This is a genomic window from Ruoffia halotolerans (assembly GCF_014049385.1).
Lineage (GTDB): Bacteria > Bacillota > Bacilli > Lactobacillales > Aerococcaceae > Ruoffia > Ruoffia halotolerans.
The window spans coordinates 19,124-41,498 of sequence record NZ_JACAOA010000008.1 but is presented as its reverse complement, the minus strand read 5'-3'; the positions used below and the strand labels follow the sequence as shown (position 1 = coordinate 41,498).

At 35.1% G+C, this 22,375-nt stretch carries 19 protein-coding genes and 1 other annotated feature; of the genes, 2 read left to right on the top strand and 17 right to left on the bottom strand.

The genetic code is table 11. The annotated features are described in order from the left end of the window. Window positions 1-13: 13 nt before the first annotated feature. The 11 genes from rnz to HW423_RS04295 all read right to left on the bottom strand — a co-directional run bounded on the left by rnz (window position 14) and on the right by HW423_RS04295 (window position 13,275). Window positions 14-937: a ribonuclease Z gene (gene rnz / locus HW423_RS04345; RefSeq protein WP_218930719.1), complete on the bottom strand. Its 924-nt coding sequence runs from the start codon at window positions 935-937 to the stop codon at window positions 14-16. A 133-nt stretch (window positions 938-1,070) separates the two neighbouring features. Continuing rightward, a complete protein-coding gene (locus tag HW423_RS04340) occupies window positions 1,071-2,918 on the bottom strand; it encodes an acyltransferase family protein (RefSeq protein ID WP_218930718.1) in 1,848 nt (615 codons plus the stop codon). Window positions 2,919-2,926: 8 nt separating this feature from the next. Beyond that, the gene (gene obgE / locus HW423_RS04335) at window positions 2,927-4,237 is read right to left on the bottom strand and encodes a GTPase ObgE (RefSeq protein WP_218930717.1); all 1,311 of its coding nucleotides are present in this window, start codon (window positions 4,235-4,237) and stop codon (window positions 2,927-2,929) included. A 34-nt stretch (window positions 4,238-4,271) separates the two neighbouring features. Continuing rightward, window positions 4,272-6,317: a glycine--tRNA ligase subunit beta gene (gene glyS / locus HW423_RS04330; RefSeq protein ID WP_218930716.1), complete on the bottom strand. Its 2,046-nt coding sequence runs from the start codon at window positions 6,315-6,317 to the stop codon at window positions 4,272-4,274. A 13-nt stretch (window positions 6,318-6,330) separates the two neighbouring features. After that, the gene (gene glyQ, locus HW423_RS04325) at window positions 6,331-7,215 is read right to left on the bottom strand and encodes a glycine--tRNA ligase subunit alpha (RefSeq protein ID WP_218930715.1); all 885 of its coding nucleotides are present in this window, start codon (window positions 7,213-7,215) and stop codon (window positions 6,331-6,333) included. A 254-nt stretch (window positions 7,216-7,469) separates the two neighbouring features. Next, on the bottom strand, window positions 7,470-8,258 hold the full coding sequence (gene recO / locus HW423_RS04320) for a DNA repair protein RecO (protein ID WP_218930714.1): 789 nt from the start codon (window positions 8,256-8,258) through the stop codon (window positions 7,470-7,472). A gap of 17 nt (window positions 8,259-8,275) precedes the next feature. After that, window positions 8,276-9,181, bottom strand: coding sequence for a GTPase Era (gene era, locus HW423_RS04315; RefSeq protein ID WP_218930713.1), 906 nt, complete (start codon window positions 9,179-9,181; stop codon window positions 8,276-8,278). A gap of 9 nt (window positions 9,182-9,190) precedes the next feature. Then, window positions 9,191-9,577 carry a diacylglycerol kinase family protein gene (locus HW423_RS04310; protein ID WP_218930712.1) on the bottom strand — a complete coding sequence of 129 codons (387 nt, stop codon included), beginning with the start codon at window positions 9,575-9,577 and terminating at the stop codon, window positions 9,191-9,193. Further along, a complete protein-coding gene (ybeY, locus tag HW423_RS04305) occupies window positions 9,555-10,052 on the bottom strand; it encodes an rRNA maturation RNase YbeY (RefSeq protein ID WP_218930711.1) in 498 nt (165 codons plus the stop codon). The genes HW423_RS04310 and ybeY overlap by 23 nt, the downstream gene beginning before the upstream one ends. Window positions 10,053-10,069: 17 nt before the next feature. Next, window positions 10,070-12,292, bottom strand: coding sequence for an HD family phosphohydrolase (locus HW423_RS04300; protein WP_218930710.1), 2,223 nt, complete (start codon window positions 12,290-12,292; stop codon window positions 10,070-10,072). A gap of 23 nt (window positions 12,293-12,315) precedes the next feature. Then, a complete protein-coding gene (locus HW423_RS04295; protein WP_218930709.1) occupies window positions 12,316-13,275 on the bottom strand; it encodes a PhoH family protein in 960 nt (319 codons plus the stop codon). A gap of 232 nt (window positions 13,276-13,507) precedes the next feature. On the opposite strand from HW423_RS04295, the gene HW423_RS04290 reads away from it, so the two are divergent. Next, window positions 13,508-15,424 carry a purple acid phosphatase family protein gene (locus HW423_RS04290; protein WP_218930708.1) on the top strand — a complete coding sequence of 639 codons (1,917 nt, stop codon included), beginning with the start codon at window positions 13,508-13,510 and terminating at the stop codon, window positions 15,422-15,424. Between the two features lie 95 nt (window positions 15,425-15,519). Here HW423_RS04290 and HW423_RS04285 read toward each other — a convergent pair whose 3' ends face one another. The 3 genes from HW423_RS04285 to HW423_RS04275 all read right to left on the bottom strand — a co-directional run bounded on the left by HW423_RS04285 (window position 15,520) and on the right by HW423_RS04275 (window position 16,831). Then, window positions 15,520-15,963, bottom strand: a complete 444-nt coding sequence (locus HW423_RS04285) for a GatB/YqeY domain-containing protein (protein ID WP_138403936.1) — start codon at window positions 15,961-15,963, stop codon at window positions 15,520-15,522. A 21-nt stretch (window positions 15,964-15,984) separates the two neighbouring features. Beyond that, window positions 15,985-16,158, bottom strand: a complete 174-nt coding sequence (rpsU, locus tag HW423_RS04280) for a 30S ribosomal protein S21 (RefSeq protein WP_138403937.1) — start codon at window positions 16,156-16,158, stop codon at window positions 15,985-15,987. A 217-nt stretch (window positions 16,159-16,375) separates the two neighbouring features. After that, the gene (locus HW423_RS04275; protein WP_218930707.1) at window positions 16,376-16,831 is read right to left on the bottom strand and encodes a Fur family transcriptional regulator; all 456 of its coding nucleotides are present in this window, start codon (window positions 16,829-16,831) and stop codon (window positions 16,376-16,378) included. Between the two features lie 62 nt (window positions 16,832-16,893). On the opposite strand from HW423_RS04275, the gene HW423_RS04270 reads away from it, so the two are divergent. After that, window positions 16,894-17,715, top strand: a complete 822-nt coding sequence (locus HW423_RS04270; protein ID WP_218930706.1) for a pyruvate, water dikinase regulatory protein — start codon at window positions 16,894-16,896, stop codon at window positions 17,713-17,715. 62 nt (window positions 17,716-17,777) lie between these two features. On the opposite strand, the gene HW423_RS04265 is transcribed toward HW423_RS04270, so the two are convergent. Genes HW423_RS04265 through hisS form a run of 3 tightly spaced genes read right to left on the bottom strand, consistent with a single transcriptional unit; the run spans window position 17,778 to window position 21,800 of the window. After that, complete coding sequence (locus HW423_RS04265) at window positions 17,778-18,671, bottom strand: deoxyribonuclease IV (protein ID WP_218930705.1); 894 nt, start codon at window positions 18,669-18,671, stop codon at window positions 17,778-17,780. 31 nt (window positions 18,672-18,702) lie between these two features. Then, window positions 18,703-20,478, bottom strand: coding sequence for an aspartate--tRNA ligase (gene aspS / locus HW423_RS04260; RefSeq protein WP_218930704.1), 1,776 nt, complete (start codon window positions 20,476-20,478; stop codon window positions 18,703-18,705). After that, entirely contained in the window at window positions 20,478-21,800 is a 1,323-nt protein-coding gene (hisS, locus tag HW423_RS04255; protein WP_218930703.1) for a histidine--tRNA ligase, read from the bottom strand. The genes aspS and hisS overlap by 1 nt, the downstream gene beginning before the upstream one ends. A 41-nt stretch (window positions 21,801-21,841) precedes the next feature. After that, window positions 21,842-22,036 (bottom strand) — a binding site (T-box leader). Window positions 22,037-22,375: the final 339 nt, after the last annotated feature.

Here is a 22,375-nt window from a genome sequence, read left to right as displayed (position 1 = left end):
CTCTCCCTTTCAATTATATTTCAAATTCATTTAAATCATAAGCAACTTTTGTATGTTTGAATATCGAACGTGCATCTTTTTCTAATTGTTTCACATCTGCCCCTAAATATCTAGAGCTAATGTGATTTAAATATAATTGCTTAACATTTGATGCTTTAGCAACTTGAGCCGCTTGTTCGACCGTAGAATGGAAATAACGATTGGCAATTTTATTCTCGCCTTTTGCATGTGTTCCTTCATGAACAAGAACATCAGCATCTTCGGCTAATTTCTCGATGTTTGCATTGGGTCTCGTATCTCCAATGATTGCAATCACTTTGCCTGGTTTGACTTCACCAACAAAATCTTTACCGTCCAGTTTAGTACCATCTTCTAAAGTGACTGTTTTTCCATTTTTTAACTTCCCAAATATCGGTCCGTTTGGAATATTGTATTCTTTAAGTTTTTCAACCAATAACACACCATCGGATTTCGGTTCTTCAATTCTATAACCAAATGACAAAATATTATGTTGTAGAGGTAAGTATTTAACTTTCCATCCCTTATTTAACTGAATTTCTCCACCCTTCGGATCTAGTTCAACTATATTTACTTTATAAAGTAAATTTGATTTTGAATATTTCAATGAAGCATTAATGTATTGTTCAATACCTGGAGGTCCGTAGATGGTAATAGGTTGGTTATCTCCGCCTTGGAACGAACGACTACTTAAAAATCCTGGTAAGCCGAATATATGATCTCCATGCATATGAGTAATAAATATATTTTTAACCTTACCCGGTTTTAATGTTGTTTTTAATATTTGATGTTGAGTTCCTTCTCCACAATCAAACAGCCAAGTTTCATTCAATTCATTCAATAGTTTTAACACTAAAGAACTTACATTACGACTTTTTGATGGAACGCCAGCGCCAGTTCCTAAAAATAATATTTCCATAGTCACTACCTTTCATTAATACATTATATTTTACTACAATTTTTTGAGAATTTCTTTACATTTATCTTATTAAACATAAAAAGAGTGTTAGTGAGTTAATCTCCCCACCAACACTCCTCAATTAACTAATTTTTTATCTTTGACGATATATTTCTTTAGCAATAAAGACTGATAATTCGTGTGCTCCTTCTTCAGTTGGATGCGCACCGTCTTCTCTTTGCCAGCCGACTTGGTCGTTTGAGTAACTTGCCCAATCAATAATATGAACATTACCGAATCGCTGAGCTGCTGCTAATAATTGTTGATTAGCGTCAGACACCCATGAACGCTTTGTATCTGATGTTACAAAGAAAATGTCATGTTCTGGCCCAATTGCTTCAATATAGTCATTAATTTGGCCTTCTGTAAAGGTTCCATTTGATCCCATCATCGTAACAACCGTTGGTTTCAGTAACCCACTTTGATCTAAACTATTAACAACCGACACACTATTATACAATTGACGTCCGACTTCACCGTTAATGACCGCTTTAGGGAAGGCATTTTGAATTTGTTTTGTTGCTGCTAATAAAGTAGAGTCTCCTACAAAGGTAATATCTAGTCCATTGGCATAAAGCATTTCTTGTTGGCCAAGGCCTTTAATATTGTTAACTACTTTCACATTTTCAGTATCTTCTGTCTGTGTGTCTTCGGCTATTTGGGAGTTCGTTTCAATAATCGTTTGCAATTCTTCTGCCGTTTGAGCTCTTTCTTCAGGTGCAGCAAAAATTCCAATCGTACCAATGACGAAAATCACAATATATGCACCTGTAATCACTTTAACGTTTAAAAGAGTCCCTTTATGAGATCTTAAATATCTTAATTGGTGACGTGTTTTCTTAATATTAAAGTCTTGTCCAAGTGGTAAACTAATAGTCACTTGCTCAAATAATCGGTAACTGATTTCAGCAAGTATCGCGATAATTAAAAACTGAATTGTATAGTTTGCCCATGATGGTAAACCTAAATTTTGCATCATATTAGGAATAATTAAATAAACAGGATAAAACCATAAATAGTAAGAGTAGCTACGTTTACCAATAAAGGTAAGCAGTGGAAAACTTAATATCTTATTCCAAATCGTACTTGGGTGAATGGAAACAAGAATAAATAAGGCACTTAAAAGTGTGAATAAACTCATCCCAAAGCGATAAGCAAAGGGTTGCGTTCCGTACATAAATTTACACATAAAGAACATCAAGACCATAATTAACGTCCCTATCCCATTAAAGATCCAATTAATTTTACCTTTAATTGGCTTCGCAGTAAGATTCATCGGTAATATTAAACCAACAACCCCACCTGTTGTATAAGAGAACGCCCGTGTAAATACACTATAATAAATACGTGTAGGGTCTTCACCATCTTTATATAAATAACCCATTAAAAATGCTGATACAACAGTAACGATGAGTAACATATTCACCGTTGTTGTTTGTTTCTTATGCCAAGAATAAAATAGCAATATTAATAAGGGTGTAAGTAATATTAGCTGCCCTAAAATTCCCACATACCATAAATGCGTGAAGGCACTGGGGTTTGCAGCTTGAACGAAATAAGACTGTTCATTCAAGATTTGATAATAGTTGTTAAAGAAAGCAAGTCCTGATAAAGCCATATTTCTAAGGTTAAATAAAGACCCTCTTGAAAATAACAAGATAAAAGAACTTGCTGTTATAATCATGGCTAACATTGGGAAAAACAATCGACTTAATCTTTTTTTATAAAAGTTTAAGTAATTTATTTTAATTCCTTTTTGGCTAGCACTTACAAAGTGTCTAAAGTTAAAAAAACCAGCGATTAACAAGAACATATTTACCGCTAAAAATCCACCGGGTAATATATGCTGGAAAAAATAATACACAATAATTGTGATAATTGATAGCCCTTTAAGACCATCAAAGATATCTAATCTTTTTTTGGACTTAGTTTCTTGTGACATGCTATCACCTAATCCATAAACTCAAACTGGAATGTTGATAACTCAACAATATCTCCTGTCTGAGCTCCAATATCACGAAGAGCTTGATCAATTCCCATACCACGCATTTGTCTTTGGAAACGAGCAATACTTTCATCATGTGCCATATTCGTCATCGCAAATAATTTTTCGATTTGAGCACCCGTAATTCGGTAGAAGCCTTCTTCGACTTGTTCGACTTCGAAAGGCGCTTCTTCTTGCTCTAAAGTATAATAAGCTTCTTCGACTTCAACTTCTTCTTCAAGTGGAATAAATTCTTCGTTTTGAACAAGTGAAGCTGTTTTCTTGATTAGCTGATCTACACCTTTATTTTGCCATGAGCTAATCGGGAAAATTTCTGGAACTTCTAATTCACGTTCGCTATAATAAGCATTTAATTTTTCTTGAAAAATTTCAAGATTTTCCTCAGAGATTGCTTCGTCCATTTTGTTAGCGACAATCAACATCGGTCTCAGTAATAATCTCTCGTTGTATGCTTCTAATTCATCCATAATGTCAGTGAAATCAACAAAAGGATCACGACCATGTACTGCTCCCATATCAATGACATGTAACATAATTTTTGTTCTTTCAATGTGGCGTAAGAATTGAATTCCTAATCCAACACCTTCAGAAGCTCCTTCGATTAAACCTGGCATATCGGCGACAACAAACTCTTGTTGGTTTGCTAGTTGTACAACACCTAAGTTCGGAACTAGCGTTGTAAATTGATAGTCAGCTATCTTTGGTTTTGCATTACTAATTAATGAAAGTAATGTTGATTTACCCACACTTGGGTACCCAATTAAGGCAACATCTGCAAGAACTTTTAGTTCAAGTTCTAATTCTAATTCTTCTCCGGGTTCACCATTTTCTGCAATAGAAGGTGCGGGGTTTTTATGCGTTGCAAAACGAATGTTACCTCGACCCCCACGTCCTCCTTTAGCGACAGTGAATTTTTGACCATTGTCAACTAAATCGGCCATGAACTGACCTGTGGAAGCTTCACGAACAATCGTTCCAGGTGGAACTTTAATAATTAAATCTTCTGCTCCAGCACCGTATTTACTCTTACTCATTCCATTTTCACCATTTTTGGCTTTAAAATGACGGTTATAACGGAAATCCATTAAGGTTCTTAATCCTTCATCTACGATGAAGATAACATCTCCACCTTGACCTCCATCTCCGCCGGCTGGTCCACCATCTGGAACGTATTTCTCTCTACGGAAAGCGACCATTCCATCGCCACCCTTGCCTGCTTTGACTTCTACTTTAGCATGATCTAAAAATGTTGACATTTGACATCACTCCTTTCTTTCTTTGTATAATTTTCTAAAACTTACTATTTAACTCTCTTGGGTCTATAAATTTCAATACTTTATCCGTAATAAATTTCATTGTTTTCAATCTGTTTTCTCTTATTGCTTCATTATCGTCATTAACCATATTGTTGTTGAAGTAATCGGCAATTGGATCAGACAATTTAATGAACATATCTAATGCTTTTTCTCGCTCCGTAGAGAAATCTGTTTTTAACATATCGAATAATTTTTGCTCTGATTCTGTTTGAGCTTTCGTTTCTTCGAATAAGCCATCTGAATTTTCTTTAACGCCTAAATTCACCACACGTGTTAAAGATTCAACTAAATTACGATATTCTTCTGGTGAGTCATTCTTAAGTTTTTGAATGCCTCTAGCAAAATTAACACCTGTATACACATTCGCATGACGTCCATTAAGCTCTGCTTGAATGATATCATAATCAATCGCTTCTTTCTCAAGAAATTGTTGAATACGTAATTTAATAAAATCAATAAATGAGTCAATCAAATCTTCTTCAGTGACAACCATATCTTTAATCACAATTTTTACAAATTCTTGCATGTCAAAGTTCCAATCATATTTCTCACTAATTTCTACCATTCCCATCGCTTGACGGCGAAGTGCATAAGGATCGTTAGATCCTGTTGGAATTAATCCGATGTTAAAGTAGTTTAATAGTGTATCAAATTTATCAGCAAAAGCAAGCATTGCTCCAGCTAATGTTCCTGGTAATTCTCCCCCACTACTTGTAGGCATATATTGTTGGCTAATCGTATGCGCAATTTCGTCTGATACTCCAAATTCTTTCGCATAAATTTCACCCATTTGACCTTGTAATTCGTCAAATTCATTAACTACTTGAGTCATTAAATCAAATTTATAAATTTTAGCTGCTTCACTTGCTACAGAACCAGCTTTGGGTTCATTAATTGTTTCAGCTAATTTATTAACAATATGTTCAACGCGTTTTTGCTTTTCTGCTAATGTTCCAAGTTTAAAGTGTTCTTTAACCGACCCTAATTTCTCAGTGAAGTACGCTAAATCATGAGTCATATCTTCTTTATAGAAGAATAAAGCATCTTCTAAACGTGCTTTCAACACTTTTTTATTTCCTTTAATAACATTCTCTATATGATTGTCATCACCATTACGAACTGAGATGAAATAAGGTAATAACCTATCAGTTCCTTCTTCTAAAGCGTAGAAATATCTTTGGTGGTCTCTCATCGCAGTGATTAATACAATTTGTGGGATTTCTAAATACTCGTCCTCGAATTGACCAAAGAAGGCCGTCGGCCATTCAACTAAAGCAGTCACTTCATCTAATAAATCTTCAGTCATTGGAACATTCCAATGATTGTCTGAAGCAATTTGTCCAATTTGTTTGATAATAACATCTTTTCTTTCAGATGAATCAACAAGCACAAACTCATCTCTTAATTTTTCTATATAATTATTAGGAGACGTAATTTCTGTTTTACCACCTAGGAAACGATGACCAGTTGATGTATTTCCTGCTTCTATATTAATAAAGCTAAATGGAACAACTTCATCATCAAGTAATGACACAATCCAATGTACTGGACGGATAAAACTTTTATTGAATGAATTCCAGGTCATGCTAACTGGGAATGTCATCGCGTTTAATACATCAGCCATATTCGCTAATACCTCTTTAGCTGATAAGCCCTCTGTATGTTTATTAACGAAGATATAGTCTTCATCTTTAATTTGTTCAACAAAGATGTCATCGACAGTTAATTTTTGTCCGCGAACAAAGCCTTGTGCTGCTTTACTCCATTCACCTTCTTCGTCCTGTGCAATACGTAATGCAGGTCCTTTAACTTTCTCAGATACGTCTTCTTGACGTTCTGAAATTCCTTTAACAATCACAGCTAAGCGTCTTGGTGTTGAATAAGCGACTGCATCATCATAAGTCAATCGGTTATCAGTTAAAAACTGCTCAACTTTATCTTTTAATTGGTCACTTAATTCAGTTAAAAAACGAGCAGGTATTTCTTCCATACCAACTTCTAATAAATAATCTTTTGTCATGTCAATCGCTCCTTTACGCTTTGTCTCTATTTAATAATGGGAAGCCAAGTTCTTCACGCTCATTTACAAATGCTTGTGCAACAGAGCGAGCCATCTTTCTAATTCTACCTAAGTACCCAGCACGGTCTGACTGAGAGATTACTCCACGTGCATCAAGTAAGTTGAATGTGTGTGAGCATTTTAAGATGTAGTCATAGGCTGGATGTGACAGTCCATTATCAATTAAATTCATAGCTTCTTTTTCAAATGCATTAAATTGTGTGAAAAGCATTTCAGTATTACTTAAATCAAATGAGTAAGTCGAGTGTTCACGTTCAGGTTGTTTAAAAATTTCACCATATTTCACTCCCGGAGCCCATTCTAAGTCATAAACATTATCCACATCTAGAATATACATGGCTAAACGCTCTAATCCATATGTTAATTCACTTGTTACTGGGTCTACTTTTAAACCACCTACTTGTTGGAAGTAAGTAAATTGGGTAATTTCCATTCCATCAATCCATACTTCCCATCCTAAGCCTGCACAGCCTAACGATGGATTTTCCCAGTTATCTTCAACAAAACGAATGTCATGCGCAAGTGGGTCAATCCCTAAAGCCACTAAGCTATCTAGGTATAATTCTTGAATATTTGTCGGAGATGGTTTCATCACAACTTGGAATTGATGATGTTGATATAAACGGTTTGGGTTCTCACCATAACGTCCATCAGCTGGACGTCTTGATGGTTCAACATACGCTGCATTCCAAGGCTCAGGTCCGATTGCACGTAAGAAAGTATACGGGCTCATTGTCCCTGCTCCTTTTTCAGTGTCATAACTTTGTAAAATTAAACACCCTTGTTCTGCCCAATATTGTTGTAATGTTAATATCATTTCTTGAATTGTCTTTGCCATTGATAATTCCTCTTTTCTGTAAAATAAAAAAACTGCCCCTATGATTAGATAAAAATCTAAATCATAGGGACGAAGTAACTTCGCGGTTCCACCCTAATTCAAGCGTTAACTTGCACTTATATCAAACGATTCAATTAAAAAAACTTTTAAGGTTGCCTTCGATTTGGTCTAGCTTTCACTCTCCTAGACTCGCTTTACTATCTTATTTAATCACCTTAATACATAGAACATCATACTACAATTCACTCAAATTCTCAATCAGATTTGTATCGTTTTCTGATGACATCTTTCATGGAAGCACTTAATGTATCCAAATTATTTAAATAACTCTTGCTCTTCAAGTTAATACCGACAAATTCTTTATAAATTTCATCCATTAATCGACGTAATTCTTGGATTGTCACTTGACTGACTTGAATACTATTTATTTGATGTAAACTAGCTAAATCAAGCCGACTTGCAATAAACATTGCTTTTGGCGCTATATGCATACGAAATGGATCTTCATGAAAGTGTTTCTGACATAGGACTCCTTGGAATTTCATACTGAAATCAAAAGGCTGTACCGTTGTCCCACAGATGCGACAACGATCAAAATGTATATCAAAACCAAAGTATCTTAGTAACTTAATCTCCATGCTAATCGTAATCGCCTCATAAGATACGTCACTATTAATTAATTCTAATGCTTTCTTTAGCATCTCGTATAATGCCTGGTCTGGTGTATTATCATTAATCGCTGCATCGACTAATTGAGTCACATAACTTGAATATGCTTGTTTCATATAGTCCGTTTGAATTTCTCGATGAATTTCAATCGTATTCGCTTCTTTTAGAAAAGATAAGCCTTCTTCGTTAATGTTGCCAATATAGTGGTTCACTGTGAGCGGTATTAGTTGACTAGTTAAGTGATGATTAGGTTTTTGTAAGCCTCTTACAAAGAACATTTTCGTTCCATAATCTTTTGTAAAAATCTTTACGAGCGCATCATGTTCCCGATGCTTTCTCTGAAACAAAACAATCCCTTCGAACCGTTCATTCAACTAATCACCTCTATCATTTAATAATTGTCAGGTCGATAACCAAAGTCATTCAATTGAGTACGACGATCGCGCCAATTCTTTTGAACTTTCACCCATAAATCAAGATAAACTTTATCTCCTAATAGAATTTCAATATCTCGACGAGCCCGTTGTCCAATTTTTTTAATCATTGATCCTTGGGCTCCGATAATAATTCCTTTTTGAGAACTGCGCTCTACAATAATGGCTGCTTGAATCTCAATCTTATCATCTTCGTTTCGTCTCATGCTCTCAACTTGAACCGCAACCGAATGCGGAATTTCTTCGCGTGTTAATTCTAATATTTTCTCACGAATAAATTCAGCGACAATAAAGTATTCTGGATGATCCATCACTTGGTCAGCTGGATAGTATTGAGGTCCTTCTGGAATAATTTCTTTAATTCCTTGGATTAGTGCATCAACGTTATTACCTTCTGTGGCACTAATTGGGTAGATTTCATCAAAATCATGTTCTTGACGGTAAGTGTCAATGATTGGTAATAATTCGTCTGGTGTTACTAAGTCAATCTTATTAATAACTAAGAACACAGGAATGTTTGCTTGTTTCACTCTTTCAATTACAAGACGGTCACCAGGTCCGATTTTTTCAGATGCATTCACAACTACTAAGATTCCATCTACCCCTTTAAGTGCGCTGTATGCTGCATTCAACATAAAGTCACCTAAAGCATGTTTCGGTTTATGAACTCCTGGTGTATCAATGAAGACGATTTGACTCTCTTCATCAGTAACGACCCCTTGAATTCGATTACGTGTTGTTTGTGCCTTGTCAGACATAATGGCTACTTTTTGTCCTACAAAACGGTTTAATAAAGTTGATTTCCCTACATTTGGTCTACCAATAATGGTAATAAAACCTGATTTAAATTTTTTATTTTCCATAAACACTCCTTAATTAATAAATATTAACTTCCAAATTTTTGGTATAAATATAATCATTCCAATAACAACCGACATGGTTGCAACCACTAATACTGCACCAGCGGATGCATCTTTTGCTTTTTTGGCTAGTTGATGGTACTCCTTTTGACACGCTAAATCAACTGTATGTTCAATGGAAGTATTCAATAATTCCATACCGATGACTAAGCCAATGCAAATAACGATACTCAACCACTCAACTAAATTAATCTTGAATAGAAATCCTGCAATGATAACTAGAGCTGTAATAATCATATGGATTTTAATATTTCTTTCAACTTTTACAGTCTCAATAATCCCTTGAACTGCATGATAAACAGATTTTGTAAATTTGTTATTGCCCTCGTGAAAAGCCATTTTCTTCTAGCACCTCTTCTTGTAACGAGAACATTTCTTTTTCGTCAGCTTCAGTTTGATGGTCATACCCATTCAAATGTAAGAAGCCATGGACAGCTAAGAATGCTAATTCTCTTTCGACTGAATGTCCATAATCTTCAGCCTGCTCTACAGTTTTTTCAAAAGAAATAATAATATCTCCTAAGTGTTTAGACACATCATTGCCACCTTCAATATCAGAAAATGAATCAAAGTTGAATTTCGGTGCCTCATCTACGTCTTCCTCTAAAGCAAAACTTAATACATCCGTTGGTCGATCAATACCACGATACTCTTTATTCAATTCATGAATAATATCATTTGATACGATTGAGATATCGACTTCGATACCTTCGCCTAATCCAAGTTTGTGAGCTGTTTGGTTAATAATGTGGTTTAACATCTCTGTATGTTCTTCAGTTAGTAACCCATCTTCATCTATTAAATCTATAATCATAAGTTGTCCTCCACTTTTTAATCTGGATACTCCACCCGAGTATGAAATGTACTTGCTATAGTTTGTACAATTGATTTTTTAACTTTTTCTAATTCAGTAACTGTCATATGACACTCTTCAAATTGTCCTTCGGCCAATTTCCCATTAATAATACTATCAACTAATTTTTCAAATGCTGTTTGCGTATGTTCTTTAACTGTTCTAGAAGCAGCTTCAACTGAATCAGCAATCATGATAATCATTGCCTCTTTGCTTTGAGGCTTAGGTCCAGGATAGCGGAACTTTTCCTCGTCCACATGATTGTTTGTTTGTTTAGCCTGATGATAAAAATACCTTACTAAAGTGGTTCCGTGGTGTTGCATACAAATATCGATAACACTTTCTGGCATATCATATTCTCGTAAGATCTTTTCTCCTTCAGTGACATGCCCAATAATAATGGCAGCACTCTCTTCAGCCGTCACCATTGAATGTGGAGACTCCATTCCTTCAGATAAATTCTCAACGAAAAACAATGGATGATTTACCTTTCCAATATCATGGTAATACGATGCAATTCTTACTAATAATGAATCTGCTCCGATAGCATCCGCAGCATTCGCTGAAATATTCGCTACCATCATACTATGGTGATAAGAGCCTGGTGCTTTCTCTACAATACTTTTCAATAGCGGATGAGTTAAATTCGCTAGTTGGTTTAAAGTTAATGGTGCTTTACTGCTTAAAAGTTTATGCCAATATGGTTCAATGAAGAAATAAATACCAAAGGCTATCAGTAAATTAAATAATATAAACGATAATATAACAACTGAATTTTCAGTTACTAACGAAACGTTCGTCATCAACACTATCGGCATCACAAATACAGCATGCAAGACCAATGCATATAAGAAGCCGTACCTTAATGAGATGTTATTCTTAATTAGTAATTGATAACTTAATGAAATTAAAGAACTAAAGAAATAAAAACTTGTTATCATAAAGGTCACAGTCATACTATCGCCATCATGAGAAATAAATAATGCAAATAAATTGAAAAAGCCCATAAAGAATAAGGTTAATCTTATATTGGTCCTTGGTCTTAACAACATTGGGATCACATAGATTGGAAGAAATAACATGGCGTAATCAATCCCATTCAATTGCAATATATGCAACACTCTCAAGACTAGAAAACTTACTGTAAAGAGTAAGCCATAACCCAGGATTTGTGTGCCCAATTCAATGTCCAATAGCGCATTTTCTTTCTCTTTTACAACATAGTAAACAAGTGCGATTGCATGAATGATAATAACTGCTGCAAAAGCAATTAATAAATCATTGTTAGACTCGCGATCTAGATAACCAAGCAAATCTAATTGTCTGTAAGTCGTTTGGTTAATAATGTGTCCTTCTTGAACGATTATTTGCCCTTGTAAGATATAGCTCGGTTGAATAGCATTCTCTGCTTCTGCACGACGCTTTTCTGTCTCACTTTCACTATAAACTACAGTTGGTACAACCAATTCTTGCATTAATTCGCTGATAATGCCCTTATTTTCAGAGTCTATATCCAATTCACTAATATATTGATTCACATCTGATAAAATTTGATTTAAATCAGTCGATTCAATTTCACTACTTAAAACACTCGCAAGTAAATCATTGATTTGTTGTTGCAATTGATTTAAAGCTTCATTATTTACTGTTAACAGTCTAGTAATAGATTCCACTGATAACGATTCATCTAATTCTTCGACCGAATCACTCTCACTCGCTAAGATTGCTTGGTTATAAACAACAAGCTGTTCCGTGGCTTCTAATTGTCCAAAAGGAACAGATTGTGTCTCAGCTCGTTGACTATCTATCGATTTAATATCCATCAGATCACTTGATACATAATCTTCAAACATCTCATTAATGTCAACAGTTGAGTATTCATTCTCTCTAATAGAATAAATTAAATTAAAAAACTCTTCAGCCTGCTCCACTTGTTGATCAAGAATAGCAGGCTGAAAAACATATGCGTCTGGCACGCTTGAACGTGCACGTTCCATATTAATCTTAGTCTGTTCAGTATCTTCTATCGTTACAGGAGCTTGAACTGTTTCCTCCGCAACTTGGTTGATACGAAAATTATATTGTTCAGGTTGCACATCTGTAAAACCTATAAAAAATATCAACACAGACATAAGCAAAATAATTAGAGGGATGAATAATGTGCCTAAAACCGTCTGTAGTTTCCGTAGTTGCTGGTTCATTTTACTCCCCCCTCTATATAAAATTAATCTTCAGAATAAGCTCTAATAATATCCGCTACAACTGGATGGCGTACAACATCAAATTCATCAAAGTAATTAAATTTAATTTTATTTATTTTATTTAATTTTCTCTCAGCATCAATTAAGCCTGATTTAACACCTTTTGGTAAGTCAATTTGAGTCTGATCTCCGTTAATAATCATCTTAGAGCCAAAGCCAAGTCGTGTTAAGAACATCTTCATTTGTGCAATGGTTGTATTTTGAGCTTCATCTAAGATAACAAAAGCGTCATCTAATGTACGACCACGCATATATGCTAAAGGTGCAATTTCAATAATACCTCTTTCCATCAAACGATTTGTATGTTCCATCCCAAAAATAGTATAAAGTGCATCGTAAACAGGTCTCAGATATGGATCTACTTTTTCTTTCAAGTCGCCTGGTAAAAATCCAAGGCTCTCTCCGGCTTCTACGGCAGGACGCGTTAAGATGATTTTTTTAACACGGCCTTCTCTCATAGCTTGAACTGCTAATACAACCGCTAAGAAAGTTTTCCCTGTACCTGCTGGCCCGATTCCAAACACCACATCGTGAGTTTCAACTGCTCTGACATATTGTAGTTGTCCAAAATTTTTCGCACGAATCGCTGTTCCGTCATATGCTCGACCGATGACTTCTTCAAATAGGTTAATGAAATATTCAATGGTTCCATTTTTTGCCATCTTAGCAGCAGTAATGATATCCATCGTTCGAGGGGTAATCCCTCTTTCTAAAAGCTCAACTAAATTCAACATGATTGCTCGTGTCATCTCAACATCTTCTTCTTTTCCTGATATTGTTATAACTTCGCCACGATTACTAACCTGAATATCAAAGTTCTCTTCGAGTAATCGAACATACTTATCATGTGTCCCTAGTATCGCTAATAACCAATCTTGGTTTGATACAATAACTTGTTGTGAAAATGCATCTGCTCCGCTCAAATAATACGCTCCTTTTATCATTGTCTTTAATTAAAATAAGATTACCATAAATACATAAAAAAATGAACTTTAGTACCTAATTATAACAAAATCCTTTTAACATTGCATGGTAGAACAAAGTTACTTCATTTTTTCATCTTTACATCTAATTTACACGATATTTACAGGAAATTTACACTTCTATCGTATAATTAGTGATGTAAATAACAAAAATTGTATAAGGAGAATGAAAATGAAATCTTTGAAAAAAATGGTCTTGTCTGCTTTACTGGCAACAACTATGTTATCAAGCGTTGGATTTAATGTTCACGCACAAGAAACAACCACAGGTTCAATCACTGAAGATACACATATCGCTAATGAGGAACGTGCGAATGATGAGGCATATTCTGAAGAAGCAATTACGTCAAATGACGGTATTGAATTTGACGATGAAGGTAATATTACAGCAGTAACGATTGGTGGAGAAACTGCAGAAGTTACTCAAGAAAACCCTGCTAATCCGGAAACACCTGTAAATAATTCACCAAACAGAATTACAACAAACTTAACCGATGACCCTTCGACATCTATGCATTTCCAATGGCATACAACCGATTCAGATGAGAATGCAAAATTATACATTTGGGAAGAGGGGCAATCGATGGATGACGCTATTGAAGTAGATCCTGAAATCATTGAAATTGATGATGCCTTCTATAACCAAATGACAGAAGACGGGCATTACGTTTATGCTATTATGTGGGATGAGGAAGAGAATAAGCCCATAACAGACGATGATGACCCATGGATTGCAACTGAAAATCCTGATGAAGTTGTTGGATACTATACTGATGAAGTATTCTCAGATGACAACCTATTATGGTTAGACAAAGGGTTTGATAATTATTCTTTAGGTTTACCTTACCCTAGCTTTACTGAAACAGCATATAAAGCAACAGCGACTGAATTAAATCCAAACACTGTATATCACTATACAGTAGGAAATAAAGACGGTGAATTATCTGACGAAGCGACATTTACAACAGCAAGCGAATCAAGTGATGATTTCTCATTCATTCACTATACTGACACTCAAAACGCTTTCTCATCAGAAAACCAACGTTCAGAAGCAGATTATTCAAATTCAACCATTCAATCAATGTTAGAAAATCCTAATGCAGAAGATGCCCACTTTGCACTACATACAGGTGATGTAGTTAATGATGACTGGAACGATACAGAATGGAACTTAACTTTAGATGCATTATTACCATTAAATAATGAAATGCCACATATGTTTATCACCGGTAACCATGATAATGATAACTTCTTAGATCATATTAATACCGACAATGCAGTTGAAGGGATGGATTCAGGTGCAGCTTATTCAACGCGTTATAACGGTGTACAATTCATTAACTTAAACACTGAACAAGCAAATGAATCAGACGAAGATGAAGCACCAGCAATCTTAGATAACCAAATGGAGTGGTTTGAAGAAGAGTTACAAAAAGCTCAAGAAGCTAAGGACAACGGAGACATTGACTGGGTATTTGTCAGCTATCACCGCCCTCTATTCTCTTCATCTTATCATTCATTAGAAGATGAAAGTGTACAATTAATTCGTGATGATTTAATGGCTTTACTAGATGAGTATGATGTAGACTTAGTCTTCAATGGGCACGATCATAACTTAACCGTGACTCATGCACTTACTCATAATGCTGAAAACTTCGGTAACGCAGAAGTAGCCACTGCAGGTGAATCGATTGAAGATGTGACAACGTTCAATAATCCTGAAGGAACGGTCTTCTTCATTCCTAGTACAGCGGGAACTAAGACTTATAATACGATTTATAAGCTTGAAAGTTTTGATTGGATCTTAGAAAACGAAGATATTCATGAAACATACGAAGACTTATTCGGTCATGAATTAACTGAAGAAAATATTAATAGCTTCCGCGAGTTGTTATTAACAGAAGAACAACCTTTCATTTCTTCATTCTATGCAGAAGGTCATTCAAATGCACGTGAATCAAACTTCCAACACTACTCTGTTGTAGACGTAACTTCGGATACTGTCACTTATGAATTATATCAAGTGGTTGGTGAAGATTTAGACAACCGTGAAACGACACTTGTTCATACCTATGAAATCACAAAATAATTTTCTTTACTAGAAAAATAAAGCTGCGAGTAAAAAGTATTACTCGCAGCTTTTTCTATAGAAAATAAAAACACCCTTTCGGATGTTTAAAAAGATTAACCTAATAGATTCTTTGTAACTTCTTTTACAAGATTACCATCAGCTTTTCCTTTTAGGTTGGCCATAGCTTTCCCCATAACTTTACCAAAGTCAGACTTAGACGTTGCATTCAGTTCGTCCATTACTTTTCGAACTTCAACTTCAATCTCTTCTTCTGATAATTGTTTAGGTAAGTAACGTTCGACTACTACAATTTCATCGGTTACTTCATCTACCAAATCTTGTCGTCCAGCTTTTTCAAATTCAGCTAAAGAATCTTTACGCTGTTTTAATTCGCGAGCAATAATCGTAATTTCTTGCTCCTCATTTAAAGGTTCAGAATGCTCTAATTGCTCCATTTGTAATGCCGACTTCAACATACGTAATACTTTTAAAGTCTCTTTATCTCTAGCCTTCATCGCTTGCTTGACGTCTTGATTAATTCGTTCAGTTAGTGACATTTCGCCTCACCTATCTGTTATTTAGAATTTTCTTTTACGAGCTGCTTCCGATTTTTTCTTACGTTTAACACTTGGTTTTTCGTAAAATTCACGTTTACGTGCTTCTCTTAAAGTACCTGTTTTTGAAACATCTCGCTTAAAGCGACGAAGAGCGTCTTCTAATGATTCGTTATCACGAACTACTGTTTTAGACATTATGAATCCCCTCCTCCCAAGCTTTTCTGACCTTACTATTTTTTATGCAAAATAATAAAGTTCTTGTAATATTATAATCAAACAACCTTGTCTTTGCAAGGTCTTAATGAAACTTTTTCCATAGAAAGTGTCTATTTGTTTCCAAAAATTCGATTAAATATAGGATCTTTATGCTGTTTATCACAAAATTTATTATATAAAATTTTAAATTTAAGTTTTATACTTTACACGTTGAACATAAACCAAATATTTCAAATCGATGTGTGTCAATTTGAACATCATTTAAAGCATCCGTCATTTTAGTTAAATCCATCGGGCATGTTTCTAAAGGTATTGCCATCCCGCAATTTTTACAAATGAAATGGTGGTGATGGTGATTGTGGTCTAAACAATTCATACGAAAATGTTGTTCTTGGTTATATTCTGTTGCTTCCAGAATACCAGCTTCGACAAAGTCATATACATTACGATACGTAGTGTTGTAACTCATCGTGGGATAATTTTCTGTTAGCTTCTCGTGAACTGTTTGCGCACTTAAGTATCGATCATTACACGCAAACAGCGTTAATATTTCTTGTCTTTTTTTAGTGTTTTTAAAGCCGCATTCTTTTAATTTTAAGATTGCTTCATTAATTTTATTTTCTTCTTTTTTTGTTATAACTTCATAAGTCATTACTTGACGTCTCCTTATATAAATATGCTATGATGTAAGAACTTATAGGGGGTCATTTTAACATGAATAATAATAAAGTACTACATTATTATATTTTATCAGATTCAATTGGAGAAACTGCTCAAAAGGTGGCAAAAGCCTCTTTCGCACAGTTTCCTAATGTCACTACAGTATCACATAAATATACATTTATTTCAAACCATGAAACACTTCAATCTATTCTTGAAGATGCAAATGAACATGATGGTTTAGTGTTTATGACAATTGCCGATGCAGAACTTGCTAAATTTGCTGAAAAATATTGCATTAAGACTGGTTTAATTTGTTATAACTTAATTCAACCTTTCACTTTAGAAATTGCTCGTCGATTAGAAACTGAACCATCTGCTATCAGTGGTGCCCAATATGAATTATCAGAAGATTATTTCGATCGCATTCGTGCCATGGAATTCTGTCTAGCTTACGATGATGGTAAAGATCCTAAAGGTTTACGCGAAGCTGAGATTGTTATTCTAGGTATTTCTCGAACTGGTAAAACACCATTAAGTATGTATCTAGGTACTTTAGGCTATAAGGTCGCAAACTTACCTTTAATTCCTGAAAAGGAAGTCACACCGATTCTATACGAAATCGATCCAAAGAAAATCATTGGTTTAACGAATAGTTCTGCTGTAATAAATAAACATCGAGAATCGCGTATGAAGGAATACGGCATAGGTACGGGTTCAAAATATGCTTCTAAAACACGTGTCAATGAAGAGTTGGAATACGCTCATAAAATTTATGAAGAGTTAGGTTGTCCAATTATTAATGTTTCTGATCGTAGCATTGAAGAATCAGCGAGTATCGTCATGGAAGTCATGAATTTACCACAAAGAATCTAATATCAAAATAAACACTAACGCATACTTGGCTCTCAAAGAGCGAAATATACGTTAGTGTTTTTTTAACTCAAAATATCTGTCATTAAATTCGGATTATAGGACTTCGTTTTGAACATAGAGATTTCTTCTTTATATGGGGCAACTTTAACCTTTTCTTTCTCAGGAAGGGGCACCCAAGGTGTTTCTAGAATCTTAGGAATATGACTTAATTGTGGATGATGAACAATTGCATTCAATGTTTCAAAGCCAATAGAGCCTTCTCCGACATTAGCATGTCTATCTTTATGGCTCTTAAAAGGATTTTTTGAATCATTGATATGTAAGACTTTTAATCGATCTAATCCAATCACTTTATCAAATTCGTTCAAAATTCCATCTAAATCATTCACAAGATCATACCCCGCGTCATAGACGTGACATGTATCTAGGGTAACTGATAATTTCTCATTGAAAGTAACACCATCAATAATAGCGGCTAACTCTTCAAAGTTTCTACCAATCTCTGTTCCCTTACCTGCCATGGTCTCTAAAGCAATCTGAGGTGATTGTTCAGCTGTTAAAACTCCATTCAAGCCGTTTATGATTTGTTTAATTCCAACTTCAGCACCTGCACCCACATGTGCACCTGGATGCATCGTAATTTGAGTGGCACCAATAGCTTCTACGCGTTCAATTTCTTCTCGTAAAAATTGCATCGCAAATTCATGGTAGCCTTCATTCGTTGTGTTAGCGAGATTAATAATGTATGGAGCATGAACGGTGAAAAATTCAATACCGTTTTCTTTCATAAACGCCTTCGCTTCTTCAATTCTAAACTCAGAGACTTCTTTTCGCCGCGTGTTCTGAGGCGCACCAGTGTAAATCATAAAGATATTACTTCCGTAAGATGCTGCTTCTTGAGCAGCACCTAGAAGCATCTCTTTGCCTTTCATTGAAACATGTGATCCGATATACATGATATCTCTCCTTGTTTGTTAATCCTTTAAATTACTTTTTACTTTCTTTAACTGAAATATTTAATTCACGCAATTGATCATTACTTACTCTACTTGGAGCTTGTGACATTAAGTCTAAGCCGCGTCCTGTTTTAGGGAAGGCAATTACTTCACGAATGTTTGGCTCTTGAGCTAGAATCATAACTAAACGATCTAATCCTAATGCAATTCCGCCGTGTGGTGGAAAGCCATAATCTAACGCGTCTAATAAGAAACCAAATTGACCATATGCTTCTTCTTTAGTGAAGCCTAATAAATCAAACATTTGTTCTTGCATTTCACGAGTATGGATACGAATACTTCCTCCTCCAATTTCATAACCATTTAAAACAATGTCATACGCATTTGCTAACGCATCTGCAGGATTGTTTGATAATTCAGAGATATCTGAATTTTGTGGTGATGTAAATGGGTGGTGCATGGCGACATAACGTTTGTTGTCTTCATCATACTCAAGTAATGGCCAGTCTACTACCCATAGGAAAGCTAATTGAGATGGGTCATATAATTCGTGCTTAGATCCTAAGTGAAGTCTAAGTGCACCTAATGAGTCTGCTACAACTTTTGTAGAGTCGGCCATAAAGAAGATAATATCCCCTACTTTAGCGTCTAACGCATTTGTTAAGTAGTTGTAGTCTTCTTCTGATGAGAAGAATTTAGCAATTGGGCCATTAAAGCCATCTTCTGAAACTTTTGTCCAAGCTAGACCTTTCGCACCATACGGTTTAACAACGTTGTATAATTCATCTGCAGTTTTACGTGTATAATCGTCTGCATGCCCTTTTAAGTTGATGGCTTTTACTTGACCACCGTTATCAACTGCCCCTTTGAACACTCCAAAATCAGTTGTTTTAGCGAAATCTGACAGATCTACTAATTTCATTTCGAAACGAATGTCAGGTTTATCTGAACCGTATTGATCTATCGCTTCTTGGTAAGTCATTACTGGGAAATCTTCAGTAATTTCTATGCCTCTAGCTGCTTTTGCTACTGCTTTTAACATATCTTCAGTAAATTCTTGGATTTCTGCTTGAGTTAAGAAACTTGTTTCAATATCAACTTGTGTAAATTCTGGTTGACGGTCTCCACGTAAATCTTCATCGCGGAAACAACGTACGATTTGGTAATAACGGTCCATCCCAGCACCCATTAATAATTGTTTAAATAATTGTGGTGATTGCGGTAAGGCAAAGAAATGACCTGCATTATTACGTGTTGGCACTAAATAGTCACGTGCCCCTTCAGGTGTTGACTTAGTTAAGTAAGGTGTTTCAACATCGATAAAGTCTAAATTATTTAAAAATTGACGAATTGTTTGTGTCACTTGGTGACGTAAGCGAATGTTGTTGAACATCTTCGGACGACGTAAATCGATGAAACGATTACGTAAACGTACCTCTTCATCCGTTTCAATGCTATCTTCAACATAGATTGGTGGTGTTTTACTTTTAGCAAGAACAGTTAATTCAGTAGCTAATAATTCAAATTCACCTGTTGGGATTTTAGGGTTTACTTGCTCAGCTACACGACGTTTTAAAGTTCCTGTAACTTCAACAACGTATTCACTTCTTAATTGATCTGCTTCGTCCATTTGTTCTGGAATATATTGAGCGTTGAAGACTACTTGACAGAAGCCTTCTCTATCACGTAAGTCAATAAAGATAACCCCACCTAAGTCACGTCGCTTTTGTACCCACCCTTTTAATGTTACTTCCTTATCTACATATGATTCATTAATTAAACCTGCATAAGTCGTTCTTTTTTTCATTAGTATTTACCTCCAAAATATTTGTCAATGGCTGATGTATCAACAGTTAACTTACGATACTCGCCCATAAAATCTGCCATTAAATCATCAAAAGCAATTTCGGTCTGTTTCCCAGTTCCTTGATGCTTTACTTGAACTTTTCCTGTTTGAACTTCCTGTTCTCCAATAGTGATTACAAGTGTTGCATTTAATTTATCAGCTGTCTTAAATTGTGATTTCATGCTTCGATTTAAGTAGTCACGATCGGCAACTAAACCATCTTTTCTTGCTGCTTGAACTACTTGTAGAGTCATCATATTCGCTTCTTCACCTAAGCTCATCACAAAGACATCTAAGCCTTCTGATTCTGGCATGTCAACTTCTTGGTTCTCTAATAGAAGAATTAATCTTTCTAAACCAATACCGAAACCAAAGCCAGGTGTCTTTGGTCCACCTAATTGTTCAACTAAGCCATCATAGCGTCCACCACCACATACTGTGGATTGTGCCCCTATTGAATCGTCAGTCGCTAAGATTTCAAAGATTGTATCTTGATAATAATCTAGGCCACGAACAATGGTTGGTGTCACAGTGAAAGGTATATTCAGTGCTTTCAAAAATGCTTGAACTTCATCAAAGTGTTTCTGACTTTCTTCACCTAGAAAATCTAAAATAACTGGTGCAGACTCTGCTAACGCTTTGTCTCTCTTATCTTTTGAATCGATAATACGCATTGGGTTATCTTCCAAACGTCTTTGCGAATCTTCACTTAATTGATCTTTAAGGGGCGTAAAGTATTCGATTAAAGCATTACGATAATTTTCACGTTCATCAGGTTTGCCTAAAGAGTTAATGTGTAGTGATAAATTTGATAAACCTAATTCATCAAATAAATCCATGGCTAATGCAATACCTTCTACATCAGTGGAAGGGTTTGTACTACCAAATACTTCTATTCCTAATTGATGGAATTGACGCTGTCTTCCAGCTTGTGGTCTTTCATAACGGAACATTGGTTCCATATAATAAACTTTTAAAGGTTGTGGGTGTTCTGGTCCATGTAATTTATGCTCGATATAAGCTCGAACAATTGGTGCCGTTCCTTCTGGTCGTAAAGCCAGGTGACGGTCCCCTTTATCCATAAAATCATACATTTCTTTAGATACAATATCTGTCGTATTCCCTACAGATCGTTTAAACAAATCAATCGATTCGAATAATGGCGTTCTTATTTCTTTAAAGTTATATGAATCTAATACTGCACGAGCCGTATCTTCTACATAATGCCATTTATCAATATTAACTGGCAGTATATCTTCTGTTCCTTTTGGTTTTTTTAACATAATTTACCTCCATAAATATAAAAAAGCCCTACAGCAAGTTGCTATAGGACGTCTTCAACGCGGTACCACCTAAATTTGTAACAATATATATTATTACCTTAGAACTGTAACGTAGTTAGCGGAACAACTTTGCATTGTTCATCTCCATAGTGTCTTCAATGGCTCATCTTCTACTTTCAGCGGAATGAGAAGTCTCTGTTATTGAGGCATTTACTTGGCTACTTCAACGATTTTATTAAATACTTCTTTATTATAGAGTCTAATTAAAATTTAATCAACTAATTTCTTAAAGGTTTCAAATTAAATCGTTTCCAAGCAATGTTTCTTCTACTTTGATAAAATATATGAGGTAATCAGCAAATGATTTAAAGCCAAACTAATGACATATTAATCGGCTTGTCTACTCTTTCTATTGAAAATCCAAGTTGCCTTAACGGATTTATAACAAACATATTACTATTGAGTGACAAAGGTTAATCGTATTTGAATTTATGTTACACAATTTATATAATAAAATTAATATCTTTAAAATTTTTTGTAGGAGTGGGGGGATTTTATCAATACCTTCAATATAT